A 25,640-nucleotide genomic window follows, 5' to 3' on the forward strand; every position below is an offset into this window, starting at 1 on the left:
AAACATGAGGATCAACACAAAACTTACAACTTATGAAATATGTGCCCTAACCATTATTTTTATTGGAATCAAACTTACGGATACAACACCTACCTTACTATCTAATAGTACACAAAATGCCTTTTGGTATATACCTTTAATCTCCTTTATCGTTATGTTCCCTTTTTTTCTGATTACCTTATATTTATTGAACAAATATAAGGCTGATCACCTTGTTGATCTTTTACAGATTTTACTAGGTAAAACCTTAGGGAAAGCATTAGCCTTTTTTATTTTTATCTTCAGTTTTTTTCTAAGTGCTTTTGACTTTAGAAGTTACGTTAATCAGATTAAATTGTTGTACTTTGATAAATCATCCATCACCATTATTTTTGCCCTACTTATTTTTATCAGTATTTTTGGAGCAATAAGAGGCATTAAGGTGATCGGATATACAGCGAGGGTTTTCTTTCCCTTATTTCAGTTTTCACTTGTTTTATTAATTATACTTGTCTATCCATCTCTAGTTTTCGAACGTATCTACCCCATTTTCGGTAGCGGTCTATCAAATGTCATGTATGAAGGAATATTTAAAGGTTCCTTTTTTTCTAGCTTTATTTTACTAATGATGATATTGCCCGTTGCGAGAAAACCTGAAAACTTTTATAAAGGAACCATTATGGGGCTGATTATTTCTGTCCTGCAAATTGTTTTTCTATTTTTAATTTATGCAACTTTTTTTGATTATAAATCCATTGAAAGAGTTCCCTATCCCTTTCATGACGTCGCACTCTATATCGACTTGGGAAGTTTCTTTACAAATATAGAAACCTTTTTTATGACCTTTTGGTTATTTGCTGTTTTTATTCGCTTTATCCTACTCCTATACTTAAATACCTGGTTATTCGGAGCCACTTTTGATATTGACAATTTTGAACTGCTGATTTTACCTATGGGGTTTTTAATAATGGTGATTGGTCTGATTCCCGATAATATTATTGTCAATGAATTTGTTTATCGAAATCATCTCCTAAATTTAAACACCATCTTTTTATTCATTGTTCCAGTCATCTTACTGATTTGTCACTTTTTCAAACGAAAGAAGGTGTGAATGAAATGGATAAATGGATTAAATCAACAGTTCTTATCGTCTTGTTGATTATTCTATCTAGCTGTCAAGACATGATTGAAGTTGAAAAGGAATCATTTGTCATAGCGATTGGAATGGATGTAACTGACCAAGAGGGGATTTATGAGTTTACTTTCCAAATTGCTAATCCAAATATAGCGAGTCCAATGACTGCAGATCCAAATGGTGCACCTGATGAAATCCTGACCGTACTTGGGGCAGATATTATGACTGCAAAAGATAAGGCAGATGCAATCGTTACGAAAAGAATTTCATTAGACCATACAGCTATCTTTGTTATTTCAGAAGAACTGGCAAGATCAGGGGACCTTTTGCGTGTCATTCAACCGGGAACACGAACAAGTCACATGCGCCATGATATCCAAATTATCGTTTCTAAAGAAAAAGCAGAGACTTTTTTAAATAACAATAATCCTATCTTTGAACAAAAACCATATAAATATTTCCAATATAAAATTACCCAAACCAAGGAAACAGGTATTATTCCATATGCAGATTTACATCGATTACTTCAAATTACTGAAGGAGATGCCGACCTCTTTTTAGCTATATATGCCACAACCATCCATGATGAAGAAGAAATTGAAAAGAGTGAAGATCAATATCTAGCAGGGGAGCTACTACAAAAGGGCGGCGATAAAACCCAGTTTATGGGGTCTGCTGTTTTTAAGAATGGCAAGATGATTGATTTATTAACGGCGCAAGAAACAAGAATCGCGAACCTACTAGATAGGACAGTTCCATTAAATAATATCTTGGTCACTTATACAGATCCGATTAAACCCGAATTCTATATCTCAGGAAATTACATTCAAACGAAAAACCCTGATATCAAGATTGATTATGATGCTAAAGCCAATCATGCGACTATAGATGTAACGGTTCTTTTTGAATTTGAAATCTTGGCTATTCCTAGTTTAATTAGTTACGCAGAAAATAATGAACACAAGGAAATTTTAGAGAAACATTTAGTCGAAACGAATACCCAATTAGCAAAGAAGTTCATTGAAAAAACACAGGAGGAATATCGTTCAGATCCCTTTTATTGGTCACTTTATATCCGTAAATACTTTAAAGATGTTCCAAGCTATGAAAAAGCTGATTGGCATAACAATATCTATCCAAATGCAGAAGTAAATATTAAGTATGAGTTGAAAAGATTACAATTTGGTAAGACGATGAGTGATACAAATCTTAGTGAAGTGAGAGATTAAGATGATTATTTTTTTATTTACGATAACCTGTCTGTATTTAACCTACTATTGTCTACATTTTTGTTCCCACCTAAAGAAAGGGAAAAATTATCTCGGGCTTATCGCTGTAATCATGCTAAACATTAGCATGATCTTCTTTACAATTTTTTTACTTATCGCTCAATATTAATACCTCCCTAAAAAGGGAGGTATTTTTGTTAGCAAATTGACCTAATCGATTATAATTATGTTAAAATAGGCTTTGTCTTATTTTGTTACAAACAGTTTTTAAGGAGGAAGAAAAGACAATGGGCGATATTCCCTTTATTGCAGTTGAAGGGCCAATTGGTGTTGGTAAAACATCTCTAGCCAAAAAAATTGCAAGTCAATTTAATTTTCATTTACTGAAAGAAATCGTTGAGGAAAATCCTTTCTTAGATAAATTTTATGATGATATTGAAGCATGGAGCTTTCAAACAGAAATGTTCTTTTTATGTAATCGTTATAAGCAACTGGAGGATGTTGAGTATCAATATCTTAAGCAGAAAAAACCAGTCGTCGCAGATTATCATATTATGAAAAATATGATTTTTGCTAAAAGAACCTTATCAGAGCGACAATTTGATAAATATGAACAAATTTATCAAATCTTAGTTGAAGATCGTCCTCGACCAAATTTATTAATTTACTTAGATGCTAGTCTCGACACATTGCTTCAACGAATTGATCAAAGGGGCCGAAGCGTTGAAGAAAAAATCCAATCATCCTATTTAGAACAATTGCGCTTTGACTATCAAGCTTATATGGATACATTTGAACGCAAGCATCCAAATACTCCAATCATTAGAATTAATGGCGATCAAACAGACTTTATCAAGTGCCAAGCTGATCTTGAAAAAATCTTTACAGAAATCAAACTTCAACTTAACAAAGGAGCTCAATGATAATGAATTTAAGAGAAAAATATAATATTCCAAATGATAGTGTGATTACGATTGCTGGGACAGTTGGCATTGGAAAATCAACAATGACACATGCACTTGCAAAAGCATTGAATTTTCATACATCCCTAGAAAAGGTAGATACAAATCCTTACTTAGATAAATTTTATGCTGACTTTGAACGCTGGAGTTTCCATTTACAAATTTACTTCTTGGCTGAACGTTTTAAAGAACAAAAACGGATTTTCGAATATGGTGGTGGCTTTATTCAAGACCGTTCCATTTATGAAGACACTGGTATCTTTGCTAAAATGCATTATGATAATGGTACAATGACTACTGAAGATTACAATACTTATCGAAATCTGTTCGATGCAATGGTGATGACACCATACTTTCCCCATCCAGATCTCCTAATTTATTTAGAAGGGTCATTAGAAGAAGTGATCAAGCGGATTAAATTACGCGGTCGCGAGATGGAACAACAGACACCTCTTTCCTATTGGGAGGAAATGCATAAACGCTATCAAGATTGGATTAATAGTTTCAATGCTTGTCCAATATTAAGAATTAATATTTCTGATTATGATTTAATGAATAATGAGGACTCGATTGAATCCATTCTAGAAAAAGTTGGCCATTTTATTAATCATTCCCGCCATTAATTTTATAAAAAAATAGTTAAAAAAGCCGGGACAAAGCCCGGCTAAAAATAAAAAAGGGATTCAGTAGACACTGGATCCCTTTTTGAGATTATGATCATTTAAATAGATTCATCACGACTTAAATGGTTTAGAGCTGTTACACAGGGATTAACACTCTGGGTGGACGCTTTCTAACAAGGCAAAGGCTTCTCTTGATTGAATAATCCCTGTGATAAAGTATCTATTGATGACTTTCCGAATAATCTTCTCGTAATAATCCCATTATATAGCCATCATAATATTGGCCGTCGATAAAGTAATGTTTCTTTAACTCACCTTCAGTTTGGAAACCAACCTTTTGATAAATATGGATTGCCTTTTCGTTATGTTTAACAACATACAAATATAATTTATGTAAATTCAGTTGGTAAAATCCATAGTCAACAAGCAATCGCGTCGCCTCGGTAGCATAGCCCTTTCCTTGTTGGCCCGGGTCAATCATAATTGCAAATTCAGCGTTTCGATGACGGGATTCAATCCCATAGAGGGCCAGGAAACCAATTCTTTCTTCACCAGACATTAAAATAAATTGCCGATGAAAATTATTGTCTTGGCTCGTTTCATATGACTTTGTTAACTTTTCCATTGTTGTGTAAGGCTCTTCACACCAATAATTTGATACATCTGGATTTATTTGCATCTGATAAATAAATGCTAAATCATCTTTTTCAACTGGACGAAGTCGAAGTTTCTCTTTCATCAATTTTCACCTTCATTTATGATAAAATAAAAAAACTTAGCTAAGACTAGTCAGCTAAGTTCCATATATCGTCGTATAATTATGGCGGAGGAAGAGGGATTCGAACCCCCGCGGGCCGTGAAGCCCCTGTCGGTTTTCAAGACCGATCCCTTCAGCCGGACTTGGGTATTCCTCCATGAACTGACGACAAGAATTATCATATCAGTTCTTATTATACCTGTCAACAATTTTTTTTGCCTATCTATCGTTTTTATCCTTTTTTGAGCATCATTATCTAACCATCGTTTCCTTAGCTAAACTTTGCTTCAGTTAAAATATCAATATAATCGATCTTTAAACGTTTTAAACTGCCTTCAAAAAATTGAAGAAGTTTTTACGAAACCCACGCTTTGTTTGAATCATCAGCTTTTCACGAATAGATGGCTTCAGCTCGATTATTTCCAAAAAGTTTTTCTCTAATCTTTCTTGTCCATAAAGTGAAACTTCAATCAGTAGGGCGAACTTCCCCACTAAGGGAAAGTTCACTTTATGGCTTTTTAAGGCCTATTTAATAATATTTTACTTAATTAGCTTTTTACCATCCATATAAGGCTGCAATACTGTTGGCACAGTAACCGTACCATCAGCATTTTGGTAATTCTCTAAAATAGCAGCGACTGTTCGACCAATCGCAAGACCAGATCCATTTAAAGTATGAACAAACTCTGGTTTTGCTTTATCATTCCGGCGAAAACGAATGCCTGCTCGACGTGCTTGGAAATCCTCAAAATTTGAACAAGAAGAGATTTCACGGTATGTGTTATTACTTGGCATCCAAACTTCGATATCATACTTCTTCGCTGCAGTAAAGCCTAAATCACCCGTACACATACTTAAGACTCGATAAGGAAGTTCTAATAGTTGTAAGACCTTTTCTGCATGACCCGTTAACTCTTCCAGCACTTGATAAGAATCCTCCGGTTTAACAAATTGTACAAGCTCAACCTTATTAAATTGGTGTTGGCGAATTAAACCACGTGTATCCCGACCAGCAGAACCTGCTTCAGATCGAAATGAGGCACTATAAGCAACAAACTTTTGTGGTAAATCATCGACTGATAAAATTTCGTCACGATAATAGTTAGTTACTGGAACCTCAGCAGTCGGTACTAAAAAGTATTCCCAGTCTTCGATCTTAAAAGCATCTTCTTCAAATTTAGGTAATTGACCCGTACCTGTCATACTTGTTCGATTAACCATGTAAGGTGGTAACATTTCCTGATAACCATGTTGTTCTGCATGTAAATCCATCATAAAATTCAATAAGGCACGTTCTAATCGGGCACCTAACCCTTTATAAAATACAAATCGACTTCCTGTAGCCTTAGCTGCCCGTTCAAAATCTAATAAACCTAAATTCGTACCAATTTCCCAATGTGGCTTTTGTTCAAAATCGGGAGCCACTACTTCCCCCCAATTTCTCACTTCTACGTTGTCGTCTTCTGTTTCACCAACTGGTGTTGATTCATGAGGGATATTCGGAATTGATAACATAATATGATTTAGTTTATCCTCAATCTCTCTTATTTCATCATCAATTTCTTTGATCTGATCACCAACCAAACGCATTTCTCTAATCATTGAATCCGCGTCTTTTTTATCCTTTTTTAACTGAGCAATCTCTTTAGACACTTCATTTCGTCTTGCCTTTAACTCTTCAGTCTTTGCAATATGTTGTCTTCTCTTTTGATCAAGCGCTTCAAATTGATCTAAATCTGAAAGATCCTCTCCACGATACTTTAATTTTTCTTTAACCCCTTGAAAATCTTGTCGTAATACTTTAATATCTAACATCTGTTTTTTCCTCCTTGTTCTTATCATTAAAAAATTAAGCAAAAAACTCCCGTCCCCAAATAAACTAAAGGGACGAGAGTTACTCCCGCGATACCACCCCGATTGGAGATTCTGAATCTCCCGGCTTCTTTTTAGCATAACGGTTACGACACCGGATATGTTTGTTAACCACATATCACTCAAGGATGGATTCACTATTCTTTCACACTGATTCTCACCGGCCATCAGCTCTCTTCATGAGAAATTATAGCTACTTGTTCCTCTCAACGTATTATCAATATCATGTTTTTTATTATCATAACGAAAAGACACCTTTTTTGCAAGTGGTGTTAAAACAAATCGATTTGATTACCAACCTCTATCTTGCATCCGTTCCTCTGCTGTAAGTTTACTAATTTCAATCCCCTTCATTGCTCCTCCAAGTCCTTTAGAAATCTGTCCGATTAGGTCATAATCTTGATAGTTTTCTGTTGCTTGTACAATTGCTCGAGCAAATTTCTCTGGTTGTTCTGACTTGAAAATCCCAGAGCCTACAAACACTCCATCTGCCCCCAATTCCATCATTAAAGCAGCATCAGCTGGAGTGGCGACACCACCTGCTGCAAAGTTAGCTACAGGTAATCGCCCTTCTTCTCTAATCTTCAATAAAACTTCATATGGAGCCCCAAGTTCCTTAGCAAAAGTCATGACTTCATCAATTGACAAATTGATCAACTTCCGAACATCTCCATTAACCTGACGCATATGACGAACTGCTTCAACAATATTTCCAGTACCTGGTTCACCTTTTGTCCGAAGCATTGAAGTCCCTTCACCAATTCGACGGGCAGCTTCACCTAGATCACGACAGCCGCAAACAAATGGTACATCATACTCCTTTTTATTCAAATGGAATACCTCATCAGCAGGAGTTAAAACTTCACTCTCGTCAATATAATCAATACCTAATGCTTCTAGCACACGTGCTTCAACAATATGGCCAATTCTTGCCTTTGCCATAACTGGAATCGATACTGCATTTACAACCTCTTCAATAATTGCTGGATCAGCCATCCGTGCTACACCACCAGCTGCACGAATATCTGAAGGAACACGTTCAAGTGCCATGACAGCTATTGCTCCTGCTTGTTCAGCAATTTTCGCCTGTTCCCCATTAACCACATCCATTATGACGCCACCATTTCGAAAGTCTACATGATTGACCATTTTCCATTCCCCCTGATTAATTTTATATAAGAACTACTTCTCCTTACTATTAACCCGACTAATTATATAGAATTTCCATCTTTTAATTAGCTCATATTTTAGCCTTCTTTTTACTCAAATGCAAGGTTTTTTAAAAATTTATCCAAAAAAAAGAGGTTCAAGCCTATTATTGCTTGAACCTCCCATATGATTATTTAAAACCAACCTGTGACTGTATCAACAACAGTTGAAAATAATTGGCTAAAGAATTCTCCGATTGCACCCATGGATAACATAAACCAGTTATCTTTTTCAACACTTGTTGTTGTAATAAGATCGACAACTTGATAACTCTGATCAGATAGGATATTTCCATAATCCTCATTATCTTGATGAATTAAGTGTGCTTCCCCAACCTTTTCACCTTTTTCAATAGGGGCGACAAGCTTTCCATCTTCAGTTAACTTGTCCTCATCCAATACATATTCTAATGAATAAGCATCTTCTTCTCCTGTACGAATAAGTGCCGTTACCGATTCAGCTAACTCTATTCCTACTTGATTTTCCTTCCCTTTTACAACTTCAATCGTTTCATAATCTGCTTGTTGGTGGTCAGTTGTAAATAGTTCTACTGGAGCAAACTCACTATAACCATAGTTTAGTAACTTGGCTGTCTCTTCAAAACGAGCACCATAACTATCTGTTCGCATAACAACGGTGATTAAACGTTGGCCATTACGGATTGCTGTACCGGTAAAACAGTAACCAGCTACATCTGTGTAACCTGTTTTTAAACCGTCTACTCCTTCAACATAGTATTGGGCGAAGTTTGTATTATTCCATGGTAGCATCCAATTTAAATTTTCTAGTGGTTCATCATCTAACTCTGATTCAATAGTACTAGAGAATTCTAAAACTTCTGGGTAATCATTAATTAAATGATAAGCTAGAAGTGCAGCAGAACGAGCAGAAATTAAATTATCTCCATCTGGATCCGTTCCTTCTGGATAATTCTCACCTAAACTTGCATTAGGTAAACCTGTTGAATTAACAAATTCAAAATCTTTTAAACCAAGTTCTTCCCCTTTGGCATTCATTTGTTTAACAAATTCACTCTCGGACCCTGCAACAAGTTCAGTTAATGCAATTGTTGCCGCATTATCTGAAATAATCGCCATTGCTTCATATAGCTGACGGACAGTATAGTCCTGATTTTGTTTCAAACCAATCCCGGAAAAGGAGGTATTTGCTGAAATTGAATAAGAATAATCACTAATCCAAGTTGTATCTTCCCAACTGATTTTACCTTCATTAATCGCCTCTAAAACTAAGTATTCCGTCATCATCTTCGTCATACTTGCAGGTGGTAGTTTAAGATCAGCATTTTTAGCAAAAAGAATATCCCCTGTATTCGCATCGACTAATATAGCTGATTCAGCTTCTATATTAAAAGATTTTGCATTTACCAAAATGGCATTGCTTTGAAAGAGCGTTATTAAAATTGTCATAGTTACGAAACTAACAAATACTTTTTTAAATTTTTTCAATTGATTTACCTCCAAAAAATCTCTCACTATGACAGTTTACCATATTCTATTTTTTTTCGATATAATCTTTTGACTAAATTTGTTTCCAATTTTTTATTCCCATAGACTCGATCGTTTTCGGATTAAAAGATAATCCATGATTAAGGATCATCAATATAGCTGGTTAAAACCCTTAGGCATTTACGAGTAAATGTTTAAAATATCACTAATTTCCTAGTAAAAGTCCACTTGAATAAGGGCTGGTTTTTTTATTTAACAGCACAATCGTTAAAATGATCGAAATTTTCTTATTGAACTGAATAATTCGGAGCTTCCTTCGTAATTTGAACATCATGTGGATGAGATTCTCGTAAACCAGCACCTGTCATTCGAATGAATTGGCCTTCTTGACGGAATGTCTCGATATCCTTCACACCACAGTAACCCATACTTGCACGCAAGCCACCAAGTAATTGGTGAACCGTATCAGCAAGAGGGCCTTTATAGGCAACACGACCTTCAATTCCCTCAGGAACAAGTTTCTTCGTATCGTTCGTATCTTGGAAATAGCGATCTTTTGAACCTGATTTCATTGCAGAGACAGAGCCCATTCCACGATAAACTTTATAACGGCGTCCTTGGAATATTTCAGTTTCGCCCGGGCTTTCTGTGACACCTGCGAATAAACTACCAAGCATAACAGCCTTCGCTCCAGCTGCGATCGCTTTAGCAATATCACCAGAATATTTAATCCCACCATCAGCAATAACCGGAACATTATATTCATCGGCCACTTTGGCACAATCATAGACAGCTGTTATTTGTGGGACACCAACACCAGCGACAACACGTGTTGTACAAATTGAACCAGGGCCAATTCCTACTTTAATGACAGAAGCACCTGCTTCAATTAGTGCCCGAGTTGCATCTGCAGTCGCGACATTTCCAGCAATAATATCTAAATCAGGGTATTTATCCCGAACACGCTTAACCTGTTCAATAACACCTTTTGAATGACCATGTGCTGTGTCAATTACAATGCAGTCAACACCAACTTCAACTAATTTATCAATTCGAAGCATTGAATCAGCTGTTACGCCAACAGCAGCCCCGCAAAGTAAACGGCCTTGACTATCCTTAGCGGAATTAGGAAATTCAATTACTTTTTCAATATCTTTAATTGTGATCAGGCCTTTTAAGACACCTTGTTGATCAATTAAAGGTAGTTTCTCAATACGATGTTTTTGTAAGATTTTACTTGCTTCATCAAGTGTCGTTCCTACCGAGGCAGTCACTAAATCTTCACTCGTCATCACTTCAGAAATTTTAATCGAATAATCTTCAATAAAACGAAGATCACGATTGGTCAAAATGCCAACTAAGATTTTGTCTTCTGGATTGTTAACAATTGGAACACCGGAAATTCGATATTTACCCATTAAATGTTCAGCATCAAACACTTGATTGTCTGGCGTTAAGAAAAATGGATTTGTAATGACACCACTTTCTGAACGTTTGACCCGGTCAATTAACTCTGCCTGATCCTCGATGGACATGTTTTTATGGATAATCCCTAATCCACCTTGTCTTGCCATCGCAATAGCCATTTCCGCTTCAGTAACAGTATCCATACCTGCACTTAATAATGGGATATTTAACTTTAATCTTTCAGTCAATCCTGCTTTAATAGAAACATCTCTTGGCAATACATCGGATTCAGCTGGAATTAATAAAACATCATCAAACGTTAACCCTTCTTTAACAAACTTGTCCTCCCTCATCTTCATGACTCCTCCTTCATTTTTTATCTACATCACCATGCTCTAGCAATACTTATTGTTAAATACAATACGATAAAGACTGCTTAATTTCAAGCCTTTATTAGAGGTAATTTAAACTTTTTCACTCAACTTTTTAAGAATTCCCAATCATTTAGATGGTGAAAAGAGATATCTTTGTGAAATATTTCATATCTAAGTGAAAAAATAGAGCTGTACAACACGACAGCTCCTCATTCCTCTTAACTATACTTCATTCTCTAGCTTTTACATAAAGTATACGGATACTCTAAGATGCATTTCCAAAAATAGATTATCCTATTCTTCATTAATTTCTTCCTCTTCCGGATCATCTGATTCGTCTTCTTGTTTAATATAAGCAACGGTGGCTACTTTTTCTCCATCCTGTAAACGAATCAAACGAACTCCCTGTGTATTTCGTCCTGTAATCGAGATCTTATCGATTGGTGTTCTAATTAAGACACCTGAGACTGTCATAATCATTAAGTCCTCATCACCTTTAACTGTTTTTACAGCAACAACATTCCCAGTCTTTTCAGTGATATTAGCGGTAAATACCCCTTTACCACCACGATTAATCACCCGATATTCTTTTTCTTCTGTTCGTTTTCCATAACCATTTTCCGTTACGTTTAAAATAAAGTCATCTTCTTCAATAATTTCCATTGAAACAACTTGATCACCTTTTCGTAACGAAATTCCTTTAACTCCCGTTGCGGTACGACCCATTGAACGAATTTGGCTTTCATCAAATCGAATTAATGATCCATTTCTTGTTGCAATCATAATATCTTTCGTTCCATCTGTTAATTGAACAGAGATAAGCTCATCATCGTCACGGAGATTGATAGCAATTAATCCATTTCGACGGATATTAGCAAATTGACTTAGCGATGTTCGTTTTGAAATACCATGTTTAGTTGTGAAGAATAGATATTTCTCAGCATCAAATTCAGGAACTGAAATAACGGTATTAATCCATTCATCTTTTTCTATTTCTAAGATATTAATAATCGGGAGACCTTTAGCTGTTCGACCGTATTCAGGTATTTGATAGCCTTTTAGTCGATAAACTTTCCCCTTGTTAGTAAAGAATAGAATTGTATCATGGGTTGATGTTGAGACAAGGTGCTCTACAAAGTCATCTTCGTTTGTATCCATTCCTTGCACGCCACGCCCTCCACGATGTTGGGTACGGTATGTTGAAGAAGGCAGACGCTTAATATAGCCACGGTGTGTTAAGCTAACAACAATATCTTCTTCAGGGATTAAATCTTCATCCTCAAAGAAATCTGCCCCACCTGAAACAATCTCAGTTCGTCGAACGTCATTATAGCGTGTTTTAATATCAAGTAATTCCTCACGAATAATGTCAAGTAATTTTTCTTCATCAGCTAATACCGTTTTTAGTTCAGTAATTAACTTTAATAATTCTTCATATTCTTCTTCTATTTTTTGACGCTCTAAGCCTGTTAAACGTTGGAGGCGCATATCTAAAATTGCTTGTGCTTGTTTTTCCGTTAATTTAAAATTGGATATTAAACCTTGTCTGGCAATCTCAGTCGTATTCGAGGCACGAATTAAAGCAATAATCTCATCAATATGATCTAATGCAATTCGCAAACCTTCTAAAATATGTGCTCTTGCTTCTGCCTTATTCAATTCATATTGCGTTCTGCGTCGAATAACATCCTTTTGATGTTCTAAATAGTAAACAAGGTTTTGCTTTAAATTAAGCACCTTAGGTTGACCATCGACTAAGGCTAACATATTGATCCCAAAGGATGATTGTAGTGCTGTTTGCTTGTACAAATTATTTAATACCACATTCGGATTTGCGTCCCGACGAAGTTCAATAACAATTCTCATCCCATTACGGTCTGATTCATCACGTAAGTCAGTAATCCCTTCAATTTTCTTATCACGAGCTAACTCTGCAATCTTTTCAATGAGTCTTGCTTTATTAACTTGATAAGGTAATTCTGTTACTAAAATACGAGATTTACCATTTGCCTGTTCCTCAATCTCGGCTTTGGCACGAATCGTTATCGATCCTCGACCTGTTTCAAAAGCACGTCTAATTCCGGATCGACCTATAATCGTCGCCCCCGTTGGGAAATCAGGTCCAAAAATATAATTATCCATTAATTCATCAATTGTAATATCAGGGTTTTTACTAATCGCCAATAAGGCATCGATTGTTTCACCTAATTGATGTGGTGGGATATTTGTTGCCATTCCCACGGCAATACCTGATGTTCCGTTAACCAATAGATTAGGGAAGCGAGCTGGTAACACCTGTGGCTCCCGTTCAGATCCATCATAATTATCAACATAGTCAATCGTATCTTTATTGATATCACGTAATAACTCCATTGATATCTTTGACATTCTCGCTTCTGTATAACGCATAGCAGCTGGCGGATCCCCGTCAACCGAACCGAAGTTACCGTGTCCGTCTGCTAACATATAGCGATAGCTAAAGTCCTGTGCCATTCTAACCATCGCCTCATACACAGGAGAATCACCATGTGGGTGATATTTACCAATAACATCACCAACAATACGAGCAGATTTTTTATAGGCTTTATCAGCATGCATACCTAGATCATTCATTGAATATAAAATTCGTCTCTGTACTGGTTTTAAGCCGTCACGAACATCTGGAATAGCTCTTGAGACAATAACACTCATGGCATAGTCCAAAAAGGATGTTCGCATTTCTTTTCCAATATTTATTTCTTGTACTTGGGGACGTTGATTATCCACCATCCAAATACCTCCTATCAAACTGAGGAAACTAATATATTTATATAAATGTGATTAAAAAATGAGTTAAAGTCACGCAATTATCGTTTGAGTTTTCAGCAAACTTTCACTGGCAACATTTTTCACTTTAAATATCTAAGTTCTTCACGTAAATTGCGTTTTCTTGAATAAATTCACGTCGTGGTTCAACTCGATCGCCCATCAACATATCAAATATTTGGTCAGCTTCAATAGCATCATTGAGTTGAACTTGTAGTAATGTCCGATTATTTGGATCCATTGTCGTTTCCCAAAGTTGCTCAGCATTCATTTCACCTAGCCCTTTGTAGCGTTGCAAGCCTGGTTTTGGCTGTTTTGGTAACTGATCAAGGATAACTTGTAATTCATTATCATCATAGGCATAGTGAACAGCCTTACCTTGTTGTACTTTATAAAGTGGGGGCTGGGCAATATAAATATAGCCATGATCGATTAATGGGCGCATAAATCGGTAGAAAAAGGTTAATAACAAGGTACGAATATGTGCACCGTCAACGTCCGCATCTGTCATAATAACAACCTTATGATATCTAGCCTTAGAGATATCAAAATCTTCACCAATCCCTGTCCCCATCGCAGTGATCATCGAGCGAATTTCATTATTTGACAAAATTCGATCAAGACGCGCCTTTTCTACATTAAGGATTTTCCCTCTTAGAGGTAAAATCGCTTGGAAATGGCGATCACGTCCTTGTTTTGCTGATCCACCTGCAGAATCACCCTCAACAATATAAAGCTCACTGAGTGATGCATCACGAGATGAACAATCGGCAAGCTTACCTGGTAAATTTGAAATCTCTAATGCACCTTTTCTTCTTGTTAATTCACGTGCTTTTTTTGCCGCCATTCTTGCACGAGATGCCATTAATCCTTTATCAACAATAATTCTTGCCGTATCAGGATTTTCAAGTAAAAATTTGGAGAATAACTCACTAAATGCTGAATCTGTAATTGTACGTGCTTCACTATTACCGAGTTTGGTTTTCGTTTGTCCCTCAAATTGTGGATCAGGGTGTTTAATTGAAACAATTGCTGTTAAACCTTCCCGAACATCGTCACCAGACAAATTCGGATCACTTTCTTTAAATAAGTTTTTCTTTCGGGCATAGTCATTAATCACTCGGGTTAAACCCGTTTTAAAACCAGATTCATGCATGCCTCCCTCATAAGTATGAATATTATTCGCAAAGGAATAAATATTATTTGAAAATCCATCGTTATATTGAATCGCTACTTCCACCATAATCCCATCTTCTTCTTTTTCCGCAAAGAATGGGGGATGTAGGGTTTCCTTTGAATGGTTTAAGTATTCAACGTATTCTTTAATTCCACCTTCATAATGGAAGTCTTCTTTTTTCTCTTGACCGATCCGTTTATCTTCAATACTCATTTTTAAACCTTTGTTTAAAAATGCAAGCTCACGAATACGATAAACTAATGTATTATAATCAAATTCTACCGTTTCAGTAAAGATTTCTGGATCAGGATTAAAATGTACTCGTGTTCCCGTCATATCTGTCTCACCAATTACTTTAATCTCAGTATGTAGGACACCACGTTTAAAATCTAAATAATAAATCTTCCCATCACGATGAACATAGACTTCTAGGCTTGTTGATAAGGCATTAACGACTGAAGCACCCACACCATGTAATCCTCCAGATACCTTATAACCCGAGCCGTCAAACTTACCACCAGCATGCAATACAGTCATAATGACTTCAACTGCTGGACGACCCATCTTTTCGTGTATTCCTACTGGGATTCCCCGACCATTATCAATCACTGTAATACTGTTGTCCTGTTCAATGATGACTTGAATATGGTCACAATAACCAGCCAATGCTTCATCAATACTATTATCAACAATTTCCCAGACTAAGTGATGAAGTCCTTTCTCGCTTGTTGAACCAATATACATACTCGGTCGTTTCCGAACCGCTTCAAGACCTTCTAATACTTGGATTTGATTCTCATCATATTGTTGTTCATTCTTTAAATTTTCTCCCATTACCAATTGATTCACCTACACTTTTCATTTAAACCTACTGACTATCATAGGTTTGATATTTTAGACTAAGCGTTTGTTCTTAAAGATCGAAGAGATAGCAGATTGAGAATAGATGACATTCAACTAGCTACCGGTTTTTTATCATTGGGACTAGATCTTACAATTACTCCACTTAAAGAGTAATTTTTCCAGTCTACTATAGATTTATGCTAATTACCCTTCCGCCACTAAAAAACCTTTGTGTTAAATGTTGAATTCACCACATTCCGACAATTTAAAACAGCAATCCTAGGTAGCTTCACCCTCTCAATTTTTTGCACTTTTATCTTCCGATTTGAACGCACAACATAATTCTATTTCTCTAGTAGAGAAAAACTAGTCAAATGTATCACTATCTGTATAATCATCTAAATGATCTAACATCATCCTAATACTCGATCGTTTTTTCAGCGTTTGGATGGAAAGAGGACTGTAGTAGACAGAATCTTTTGTTACTATAATCGTTTTTGTCTCTTCTGTTATATTTGGAGTACTTTCTTGCTCTTGTTGATATTCAATCATTTCTCCATTTATCGATGATGATTCAACATATTGTTGGTCGATCATCACAATAACATCTTCAGATTTAATGAATTGATCATCACCTACATGAATAAACATGGTTCAGCCTCTTCCCTGCTTAGTAATGTGCCCGTTCTTAACATAAAATAGATCAGCTTTTTTTATTGTATCATGTTGAATATCCTTGACGCTTGTTGTTGAAACAAAGGTTTGCACTTTATCTTGGATTGTATCAAGTAAATGAGATTGGCGATACTGATCGAGTTCACTTAAGACATCATCTAATAATAGAACAGGATATTCCCCAACCTCATGTTTAATTAATTCAATTTCTGCTAATTTCAATGATAATGCGGTTGTCCGTTGCTGACCCTGTGAGCCAAATTTTTGAACATCACGACCATTGACGGAGAATAACAAATCATCTCGATGAGGACCGTATAAAGTACTACCACGTTCAATTTCCTTTGAACGGTTTTCAATAAACTTGTCTTGATAGATATTAGTTATTTTTTCCTTATTATCACTTTCTAATACATCGATCGTAGGATCGTATGAAATGACTAAGTCTTCTTTCTCTTGACTGATTCTTTTATGGATTGGAATCGCCCAGCGTCTGAGCCATTGTAAAAATAAAAACCGTTTTTCAATAATGACACTTGCATGCTCGATTAATTGATCTGTTAATACTTCTAACATTGTCAGGTTATCTGTTTTCCTGCGTTGTAAATCTTTAAGTAAATGATTTCGTTGCTTTAATATCTTTTGGTATTGCCCTAAATGGTAAATATAGATCGGTTGAATTTGTCCAATTTCCATGTCAATAAAACGTCTTCTAATTTGCGGGCTACCCTTAACTAGATTTAGATCTTCAGGAGCAAACATAACAACGTTTAATGACCCGATATAATCACTAAGACGTCTTTGTTCTAAGTGATTGAGTTTTGCCTTTTTACCTTTTGCCGAAAATTGCATTTCAAGCGGAAATTGATTGTTTCGCTTAATAACCCTACCTTCTATTTTAGCATAGTTTTGATCCCATTGAATAAGTTCTTTATCTTTTGAGGTACGATAAGACTTTGTAAAGGCTAACACATAGATGGCTTCCATTAAGTTTGTCTTTCCTTGTGCATTTTCACCGATAATGACATTGATTCGATTATCAAATGACAAGTCAACCTGATCATAATTCCGATAATGCGATAATTTTACATGATTAATATACATTTAGATCACATCTACCTTTACCAATTCATAAAAAAGACTAGGATAGCTACTCTTTTTCAATTCGATAAGTCCCTAGATCTTTTATTTCAATTCGATCACCTGGATACAATTTCCGTCCGCGACGTTGATCGGGGTCCCCATTAATTTTAACTGGAACTTCTGCTAAAAAGATTTTTACATTTCCACCTGTATCAACAATTCCCGCTAATTTTAAAAATTGACCGAGTTGAATATATTCCGTATGAATCTTTATTACTTCAACTTGCATAATTAAAAGCCCCTTCATCTCTCTTGTTTTTTTACCGTAGTCAAATACGCCTTACTCTATTTTACTAAAGACTCAGAAGATTAGCAAAGTGCCTCTATAGTTGAGCGAGACCTTTGGATTAAAAAATAAAATAGAGTGTGTATAACACTCTATTTTATGCGCTAAAATGTTCTAACTGGTAAGATAAGTTGTAAAATATGTTCATCATTATCAGGTTTAATAATAAACGGTCGCATTGCCCCAGTGAAGTCTATCTTTACGTACTCCGATTCAATAACTCTCAATGCATCAATCATATATTTTGCACTAAATGAAATCTTTAAGTCTTCACCTTCAATCGATTCTGTATGAACCTCTTCTATAACCTGTCCAACCTCTGGCGTATGACTACTAATCTCTAGTTGATTGCTACTTTTTGTTTCCAATTTCACAACATTATTTTTATTTTCCTTCGCCAATAATGATGCTCGATCGATTGCTTGTAACAAGTTCTTTGTTTTAGTTAAAATAGTCGTCTTACTTTGATCTGGAATTAACCTCGATGTTTCAGGATAGTTACCATCTAGTAAACGGGATAAAAAGTATAAATTCTTAGTTTGAAATAAAATTTGATTTTCAGTGACGCTAATTGTAATTGTTTCGTCATTATCATCGATAATTTTATTTAATTCAACTAGGCTTTTTCCTGGTATAACAACATTTTTAAAAGTTAACTGGTCATTTTCTATTTGAATAGGGATCTTTCTAGATGCAAGTCGATGACTATCTGTCGCAACAAAGTTTAATTGATTATCTTCTAATTGAATATTAACACCAGTTAATATCGGGCGCGTCTCAACAGTTGATACAGCAAAAACAGTTTGTTTAATCAATTCTTTTAATAAATCATTTGATAATTCAAAACTGTTATCTGTATGTAATACAGGAAGTTGTGGATATTCCATCGCATCTTGACCATTTAAATGAAATTCCGATCCTCCTGAAGTAATTGTAACTTGGAAATCTTCTGATGTTTTAATTTCAACTGTTTTTAATGGTAGTTTACGAATGATATCCGGGAAATATTTTGCTTGAACAACAATACTTCCAGGTTCTATTTCTTCTACATTGATGACACCATCTTCTTCTGCTGGAATAAATGATTCTATTGATATATCTGAATCACTACCTGTAAGTTTAATGCCATCTTTCGATGCTTCAATTTTTATCCCCGTTAAAATAGGGATTGTTACCCGAGAAGAGATAGCTTTCATTATATGTTGAGTTTTTTCAATTAATAAATCCCTCTGAATCGTAAATTTCATAAAAAAATCCTCCTAATGAAAGTCTATTTATATTAATTATTAATATAAATATAGTAATAATAGTAATAGGGACTGTGATTATGTGGATAACAAAGAAATCCTAATCAATCAATAGTTATCCACCTGTGGACAGTCTGTTAATAAATTCGAATCTATATTCACATTATACACATGTTGATATTTTCATCATAGTCTATCTGATAAAAAGTAAAATAAAAAAATAGGTTTATTCATTTGATTGCTTATAGAGATTTTAATTGATTGATTAAATCTTCAATCTCTTGATTGAATGATTGATCTTCACTAATTAAACGTGAAATTTTTTCGTGAGCATGTAAAACAGTGGTATGATCCCGGCCACCAAATTCATCACCGATTTTAGGTAATGATAAATCGGTAAGCTCCCTGGATAAGTACATTGCAATTTGTCTTGGAAAAGCAACGGATCTCGTTCTCTTTTTAGCTGCAAATTCCTCTAATTTAATATTGTACTTATCAGCAATTAACTCTTGTATGGTTGTAACGGTAATCATCTTCGGTCTAGAACTAGGAATAATGTCTTTAAGTGCTTCAGCTGCTAATGCTGCATCGATATCTTGATTAATTAGTGATGAGTAGGCAACAATACGAATTAATGCACCCTCTAATTCTCGAATATTTGTGTCGATTTGATTTGCAATATATAACATTACTTCATTAGAAATATCAAGTCCTTCAGCCTTAGCCTTCTTACGCAGAATTGCAATTCTTGTTTCCAAATCTGGTGGCGTAATATCTGTAATCAGTCCCCATTCAAATCGGGAACGAAGGCGATCTTCCAGTGTTGGAATTTCCTTTGGTGGTCGATCACTCGAAATAATAATTTGCTTACTCTCTTCATGTAAAGTATTAAATGTATGGAAAAATTCCTCTTGAGTTTGTTCTTTCCCTGCTAAAAATTGAATATCATCAACTAGCAGAATATCGACATTCCGATATTTATTTCTAAAGTTTTCAGCTTTATTATCACGAATTGAATTGATAAATTCATTTGTAAATTTTTCAGATGATAAGTAAACAACATTAGCATTGGGATTATGCTTTATGACATAATGACCAATCGCATGCATTAAGTGCGTTTTTCCTAATCCAACCCCACCATAGATAAAAAGTGGGTTATAAGCTTTTGCAGGTGTTTCAGCGACAGCTAATGAAGCAGCATGTGCAAATCGATTACCAGAGCCAATCACGAAGGTATCAAAAGTGTATTTATCATTTAACATCATTTTTGATTGATGATAGTTTTCATTGTTAACGATTGGTGGTTTTCGATTTAATTTATGCTTGTTATCTTCTACTATTTTTTCATCATCTGGTAAAACAAAGCTTGTTTTTAATCTTGTCCCTGCTACAGCAAAGATCGTATCGGATACAAGTTCCGTATAACTTCTTTCTAACCAATCACGGGTAAATTCATTTGGGGCAGTGACAACCAGGGTATCATCAATTATTTCATTTGCTTTAGTATTTTTAAACCATGTTTCAAAACTTTCACCAGCCATTTTATCTTTAAGATGTGAAAGTACACTTGCCCATAATTCTTCAATGTTTTCCATCAATAATCCCCTTTCAATTTGATAGAAACTATTCAATTGGTGGAAGGATTCGTACTTAATTACTAGTATCGATAGATGTGCACCAAAGAGTAGTTAACAAGTTGTTTTCATAAAGTTTACTTATCTGCATAGAGTTTAGATTAAGAGGAAAAATCAGATAAAAAACCTCTCGCAATCTATTTCATAAATGAAAATAGATCGAAAGGTTTACGATTGCCTATATGTATAACGGTTTTGATAAGGACTAAAAAACATGATCATATTTATCCAGTTATACACAGGCCTGTTAGTTATTCAATCTACATTGATGTTAATAACTATCCACAGGTTATCCACGTGCTGTGGATAGTTATTAACTTGTGATTATTCTTTTCTTATTTATTAACAATAATTTTAGCAAAAAGCGATAGAATTTGCAAGGTGATTCGACACTTATCCACAAACCTTTTTGCTTGTTTAAAAAAATCATCCACAGCTAGTTAATTTGTGATTTAATTGTCTATATCTTGTGTGGATATCTTTTTTACTTTTAATTTGACTTGAATAAGATGTGGACAATTTGTTCAATACGGAGGCATTAAATCATGGAAGATAAAATGAGTTTTAAAACTGTACTTTTGAAAAATAATTTTATGAAACTTTGGTAAAGGTAATAAAATGAATCTTCAATCAGGGGGATCTTTTTTTTATCCAGCAATTTAAATCCGCTAGCTTTCCTTTTTTGATTGAAGCGGGGAGCATAGAGTCTGTTTATTTAAAATAAGAAGTTTTTAAAAAAGTTTTCGACTTATTTAATGATATCTACTTAATAAAGGAGATTCTTATTGACAGACAAAGAAGTTATTACGTATAATGTATGAGGTTAAGCAGACTTAATGTTGATTTTTAATTCCTCAGGGGGTGTAATATAATATGAAACGCACATTTCAGCCGAAAAACCGTCAACGTAAAAAAGTTCACGGATTTCGTTCACGTATGAGTACAAAAAACGGACGTAATGTTTTAGCTCGTCGACGTAAAAAAGGAAGAAAAGTATTATCAGCATAGGCCACTGACAACATTTCAGTGGTCTTTTTTCCACTTATGATGAGAAGTAATGAAAACAATGGGGGAATACAGGATGCGTAAGCAACATCGATTAAAATCAAATGATGACTTTCAGAAGGTTTTTAAAAACGGCAAATCATTTGCAAATCGGCAATTAGTGCTGTATTATCTTCCAAAACAAGACCAAACCTATTTTAGGGTTGGTTTATCTGTTTCAAAGAAAATTGGTAATGCTGTTGTCAGAAATCGAGTTAAACGTTATCTTAGACAAGCTTTTCATGAACTAGAAATAGATATTGAACAAGCATATGATTTCGTTATCATTGCTAGGAATCCAACAAAAAATATGGATTATCACCAAATAAAAAGAAGTTTAACTCATGTTTTATCAAAGTCAAAGTTATTACTGTAAGGGGATTAAAGAGATAATTAATAATATCTTACCTAGTTTCTAGTATTCATGCTAAGATAATGATAAAATAATTTATGAGTTATACATAAATGTGTATCATTGTTTGTTAAGGAGGAAAATTATGCGTAAAAATAGGCGCAAAAAATTCTTAATTATCGTGGCCTTACTAGGATTAATCTTAGTACTATCAGGTTGTGGAGATGTTAAACAGCCAATCACTGCTGAAAGCGAAGGCTTTTGGGACTCTTACTTTGTTTATCCATTATCATGGATTATTATTCAGGTTGCTAATCTTTTTAATGGTAGCTTCGGATTAGCTATAGTTATTGTAACAATACTTATACGATTAATTTTAGTACCACTGAATATTAAACAGTTGAAGAGTACAAAAGCAATGCAAGAAATTCAACCAAAGTTAAAAGAAATTCAAGAAAAATATAGTTCAAAAGATGCGAAAACCCAAGAAAAATTACAACAAGAACAAATGAAATTATTCCAAGAGCATAATGTAAATCCATTAGCTGGTTGTTTGCCAATATTTATTCAGATGCCAATCTTGGTTGGTTTATACCAATCCATTGTGCGAACACCAGGGTTACAAGATGGTGTCTTCTTATGGTTTGAGTTGTCTCAACCTGACCCATATTATATTTTGCCAATTATTGCAGCGACCGCGACCTTTTTCCAACAAAAATTATCGATGATGGGGACAGACCAAGCAGAAGCAAACCCTCAAATGTCAATGATGTTATATATGATGCCGATTATGATCGGGATGATGTCAATGTTCTTCCCTGCAGCCTTATCATTATATTGGGTAGTTGGTAATGTGTTTATGGTTTTACAAACAATTTTCATAAGAAAACCGTTTAAATTTCAACAAACTTCGGGAGGAAAATAATTGTGAAACAAGTAACCGCTTCTGGACAAACTGTAGATGATGCGGTCCAATCAGCGTTACAGCAACTTAACACCACAGAGGACCGGGTCAATATTGAAATTATTGATGAAGGTAAAAAAGGGATATTGGGTATTTTCGGTGCCAAACGCTCAATTGTAAAAGTAACGGTAAAGGATAATCCAATTGATCTAGCGACTAAGTACTTAGATGAAATTGTTCGAGCATTTTCGGATGACCTTGTTATTGATAGTGTGGTTGATCAAAATAATGTTACTTTTAATTTATCAGGTGAAAAAATTGCAATGATTATCGGTAAACGTGGTCAAACTTTAAATGCCATTCAACACCTGGTGCAGATTATGTTAAATCGACATACGACAGAATATTTCCGTGTCGTAGTCGATGCAGAGGGCTATCGTCAAAGAAGGGAAGAGACCTTAAAACAGCTAGCTGAACGTTTAGCTGATAAGGCAATAAAAGTTAAGAAAAATGTCACCTTAGAACCGATGCCATCATATGAACGAAAAATCATTCATAGTGTTTTACAAAATAATTCTAAGGTAGAGACGCATTCTGACGGTTCAGATCCTAATCGTTTCGTCGTCATTAAACCAATAGTAAAATAATTGTTTAAAAAGAGGCTGGGACATAACTAATCAAAAAAATGGTTTCAAGCATTAAAATTTACTTGAAACCATTTTTTGTTGGATTTTTTCTTTCTTCTATTATTGGATTGTTGCTTCTGGCGATAAACTTCCTCAGATTCACCGCCATAAACGCAAATCCCAATTTATTTTATTAATTTAAAACTTATCTACAAGTGGATAAGTTTTCTTTTTTTATTTTTTGATTATAATTAACATGTGAATAAAAGTGTTAAAATAATCTGTATTGTTTAATCTGTGGATAAAAGCTAGGGGAATGGTGAAAAAATTGGCTGGGAAAAATTTATTCCAATTATGATTTATTTATGTTATCCTATAACGTTGGTACTATCAATTATCTAACTAGTTTTAGTTTTTTATAGAGAAATACTTTTTATTGGAGGTGATGGTGATGGATTTTGATACAATTGCGGCTATTTCTACACCGCTTGGAGAAGGAGCTATAGCTATCGTCAGGTTAAGTGGTGACCAAGCTTTAATGATAGCAAATAAGATTTTTTCAGGACAGGATTTATTAAAAGTACAATCGCACACCATTCATTACGGTAGAATCATTGACCCACAAACAAATCAAATGATTGAAGAAGTAATGGTTAGTGTGATGAAGGCACCAAAAACTTTTACGCGAGAAGATGTTGTTGAGATTAATTGTCATGGTGGACTGGCTTCAGTTAATCGTTTATTAGAACTTGTATTACAATATGGCGCAAGATTGGCCGAGCCAGGTGAATTCACTAAACGTGCCTTTTTAAATGGAAGAATTGATTTATCACAGGCTGAGGCTGTAATGGATTTAATCCGAGCAAAAACAGATCGAGCAATGGATGTAGCGATTAAGCAATTAGATGGCAAGTTATCAAAGTTAATTCATCGCTTAAGAGAAGAATTAATTGAAACAGTTGCACATGTTGAAGTGAATATCGATTATCCAGAATATGATGATGTTGAAGAGATGACCCACGCCATGTTATTAGAAAAAACCTCTCGCATTTCCCATGAAATTGAAAAGCTCTTAGCTATGGCAAAACAAGGGAAGATTTTAAGAGAGGGAATTGCAACTGCCATTATTGGTCGACCGAACGTAGGTAAATCATCATTGATGAATACCTTAGTTCAAGAAAATAAAGCCATTGTTACTGATGTCCCTGGAACGACTCGCGATATAATTGAAGAGTATGTAAATATTCGTGGGATTCCGCTTCGGCTTGTTGATACAGCTGGTATCAGGGAAACGGATGATATTGTTGAGAAAATAGGTGTTGACCGATCACGTCAAGTTTTAAAAGAAGCAGATTTAATCTTATTAGTCTTAAATAATCATGAAACATTGTCTGATCAAGATCGTCAATTGTTTGACTTAGTAAAGGATCTAGAGTTCATTGTCTTAATTAATAAATCAGATCTCCCGACTAAGCTTGATCAGGAAGAGGTTGAGCGCTTGGCTGGGAGCCAGCCTATTATCTCGACTTCATTGATTGAAGAGGAAGGTATTGAAGATTTAGAAGAAGCGATTGCCAATCTATTTTTATCAGGACAGTTAGAAACAGATGATTTATCCTATGTTTCTAATGTTCGCCATATTGAATTGCTGAAGCAAGCATTAATTGCTCTTGACGATGCAAGAGCAGCGATTGATGCTGGAATGCCAATGGACCTTGTCCAAATCGATGTCACTAGAACATGGCAAATTCTTGGAGAAATTATTGGTGATACTGTTCAGGATAGTTTGATTGATCAACTATTTTCCCAATTCTGTTTAGGGAAATAGGGCAGTTTCACTTTATCTTTTAAAATTGTTCTTGGCCGATTGCAGTAAAAAAAATTTTAAGGA

At 35.0% G+C, this 25,640-nt stretch carries 21 protein-coding genes, 1 tRNA gene and 1 other annotated feature; of the genes, 9 read left to right on the top strand and 13 right to left on the bottom strand.

Features of this window, described 5'->3' with window-relative positions; genetic code table 11:
• Positions 1-4: 4 nt before the first annotated feature.
• From KQI76_RS04540 to KQI76_RS04555, 4 genes are all read left to right on the top strand, one after another.
• Entirely contained in the window at positions 5-1,090 is a 1,086-nt protein-coding gene (locus KQI76_RS04540; RefSeq protein WP_216399130.1) for a GerAB/ArcD/ProY family transporter, read from the top strand.
• Between the two features lie 5 nt (positions 1,091-1,095).
• A complete protein-coding gene (locus KQI76_RS04545) occupies positions 1,096-2,343 on the top strand; it encodes a Ger(x)C family spore germination protein (protein WP_253288805.1) in 1,248 nt (415 codons plus the stop codon).
• Positions 2,344-2,630: 287 nt separating this feature from the next.
• Entirely contained in the window at positions 2,631-3,266 is a 636-nt protein-coding gene (locus tag KQI76_RS04550) for a deoxynucleoside kinase (protein WP_216399131.1), read from the top strand.
• A gap of 2 nt (positions 3,267-3,268) precedes the next feature.
• Positions 3,269-3,928, top strand: coding sequence for a deoxynucleoside kinase (locus KQI76_RS04555; RefSeq protein WP_216399132.1), 660 nt, complete (start codon positions 3,269-3,271; stop codon positions 3,926-3,928).
• 220 nt (positions 3,929-4,148) lie between these two features.
• Here the strand turns inward: KQI76_RS04555 and KQI76_RS04560 are convergent, their stop codons facing one another.
• The 13 genes from KQI76_RS04560 to dnaA all read right to left on the bottom strand — a co-directional run bounded on the left by KQI76_RS04560 (position 4,149) and on the right by dnaA (position 20,784).
• Entirely contained in the window at positions 4,149-4,667 is a 519-nt protein-coding gene (locus KQI76_RS04560; protein ID WP_216399133.1) for a GNAT family N-acetyltransferase, read from the bottom strand.
• Positions 4,668-4,749: 82 nt separating this feature from the next.
• Positions 4,750-4,842 (bottom strand) — tRNA-Ser (locus tag KQI76_RS04565).
• A 383-nt stretch (positions 4,843-5,225) separates the two neighbouring features.
• On the bottom strand, positions 5,226-6,500 hold the full coding sequence (serS, locus tag KQI76_RS04570; protein WP_216399134.1) for a serine--tRNA ligase: 1,275 nt from the start codon (positions 6,498-6,500) through the stop codon (positions 5,226-5,228).
• A 65-nt stretch (positions 6,501-6,565) separates the two neighbouring features.
• Positions 6,566-6,776 (bottom strand) — a binding site (T-box leader).
• Positions 6,777-6,848: 72 nt separating this feature from the next.
• Complete coding sequence (pdxS, locus tag KQI76_RS04575) at positions 6,849-7,706, bottom strand: pyridoxal 5'-phosphate synthase lyase subunit PdxS (protein ID WP_216399135.1); 858 nt, start codon at positions 7,704-7,706, stop codon at positions 6,849-6,851.
• A 194-nt stretch (positions 7,707-7,900) separates the two neighbouring features.
• On the bottom strand, positions 7,901-9,232 hold the full coding sequence (locus tag KQI76_RS04580) for a serine hydrolase (protein WP_253288806.1): 1,332 nt from the start codon (positions 9,230-9,232) through the stop codon (positions 7,901-7,903).
• Between the two features lie 287 nt (positions 9,233-9,519).
• A complete protein-coding gene (gene guaB / locus KQI76_RS04585; protein ID WP_216399136.1) occupies positions 9,520-10,992 on the bottom strand; it encodes an IMP dehydrogenase in 1,473 nt (490 codons plus the stop codon).
• A gap of 315 nt (positions 10,993-11,307) precedes the next feature.
• Positions 11,308-13,782: a DNA gyrase subunit A gene (gyrA, locus tag KQI76_RS04590; RefSeq protein WP_216399137.1), complete on the bottom strand. Its 2,475-nt coding sequence runs from the start codon at positions 13,780-13,782 to the stop codon at positions 11,308-11,310.
• Positions 13,783-13,906: 124 nt separating this feature from the next.
• Entirely contained in the window at positions 13,907-15,829 is a 1,923-nt protein-coding gene (gene gyrB, locus KQI76_RS04595; protein WP_216399138.1) for a DNA topoisomerase (ATP-hydrolyzing) subunit B, read from the bottom strand.
• Positions 15,830-16,204: 375 nt separating this feature from the next.
• Positions 16,205-16,489 (bottom strand): extracellular matrix regulator RemB, encoded by a 285-nt coding sequence (remB, locus tag KQI76_RS04600; RefSeq protein ID WP_216399139.1) that lies wholly within the window; start codon positions 16,487-16,489, stop codon positions 16,205-16,207.
• A 3-nt stretch (positions 16,490-16,492) separates the two neighbouring features.
• Complete coding sequence (recF, locus tag KQI76_RS04605) at positions 16,493-17,617, bottom strand: DNA replication/repair protein RecF (RefSeq protein WP_216399140.1); 1,125 nt, start codon at positions 17,615-17,617, stop codon at positions 16,493-16,495.
• 46 nt (positions 17,618-17,663) lie between these two features.
• Positions 17,664-17,885 (bottom strand): S4 domain-containing protein YaaA, encoded by a 222-nt coding sequence (yaaA, locus tag KQI76_RS04610; protein ID WP_216399141.1) that lies wholly within the window; start codon positions 17,883-17,885, stop codon positions 17,664-17,666.
• Between the two features lie 161 nt (positions 17,886-18,046).
• Entirely contained in the window at positions 18,047-19,189 is a 1,143-nt protein-coding gene (gene dnaN / locus KQI76_RS04615) for a DNA polymerase III subunit beta (protein ID WP_216399142.1), read from the bottom strand.
• A 242-nt stretch (positions 19,190-19,431) separates the two neighbouring features.
• Positions 19,432-20,784, bottom strand: coding sequence for a chromosomal replication initiator protein DnaA (dnaA, locus tag KQI76_RS04620; protein ID WP_216399143.1), 1,353 nt, complete (start codon positions 20,782-20,784; stop codon positions 19,432-19,434).
• A gap of 912 nt (positions 20,785-21,696) precedes the next feature.
• On the opposite strand from dnaA, the gene rpmH reads away from it, so the two are divergent.
• From rpmH to mnmE, 5 genes are all read left to right on the top strand, one after another.
• Positions 21,697-21,831 carry a 50S ribosomal protein L34 gene (gene rpmH, locus KQI76_RS04625; protein WP_216399144.1) on the top strand — a complete coding sequence of 45 codons (135 nt, stop codon included), beginning with the start codon at positions 21,697-21,699 and terminating at the stop codon, positions 21,829-21,831.
• A 73-nt stretch (positions 21,832-21,904) separates the two neighbouring features.
• Positions 21,905-22,243, top strand: coding sequence for a ribonuclease P protein component (rnpA, locus tag KQI76_RS04630; RefSeq protein WP_216399145.1), 339 nt, complete (start codon positions 21,905-21,907; stop codon positions 22,241-22,243).
• Between the two features lie 121 nt (positions 22,244-22,364).
• The gene (gene spoIIIJ / locus KQI76_RS04635) at positions 22,365-23,144 is read left to right on the top strand and encodes a YidC family membrane integrase SpoIIIJ (protein WP_216399146.1); all 780 of its coding nucleotides are present in this window, start codon (positions 22,365-22,367) and stop codon (positions 23,142-23,144) included.
• Positions 23,145-23,146: 2 nt separating this feature from the next.
• On the top strand, positions 23,147-23,770 hold the full coding sequence (jag, locus tag KQI76_RS04640; RefSeq protein WP_216399147.1) for an RNA-binding cell elongation regulator Jag/EloR: 624 nt from the start codon (positions 23,147-23,149) through the stop codon (positions 23,768-23,770).
• 430 nt (positions 23,771-24,200) lie between these two features.
• Positions 24,201-25,577 (top strand): tRNA uridine-5-carboxymethylaminomethyl(34) synthesis GTPase MnmE, encoded by a 1,377-nt coding sequence (mnmE, locus tag KQI76_RS04645; RefSeq protein ID WP_216399148.1) that lies wholly within the window; start codon positions 24,201-24,203, stop codon positions 25,575-25,577.
• Positions 25,578-25,640 lie beyond the last annotated feature (63 nt).

Origin of the sequence: Amphibacillus sp. MSJ-3, assembly GCF_018919165.1 — a bacterium.
Lineage (GTDB): Bacteria > Bacillota > Bacilli > Bacillales > Amphibacillaceae > Amphibacillus.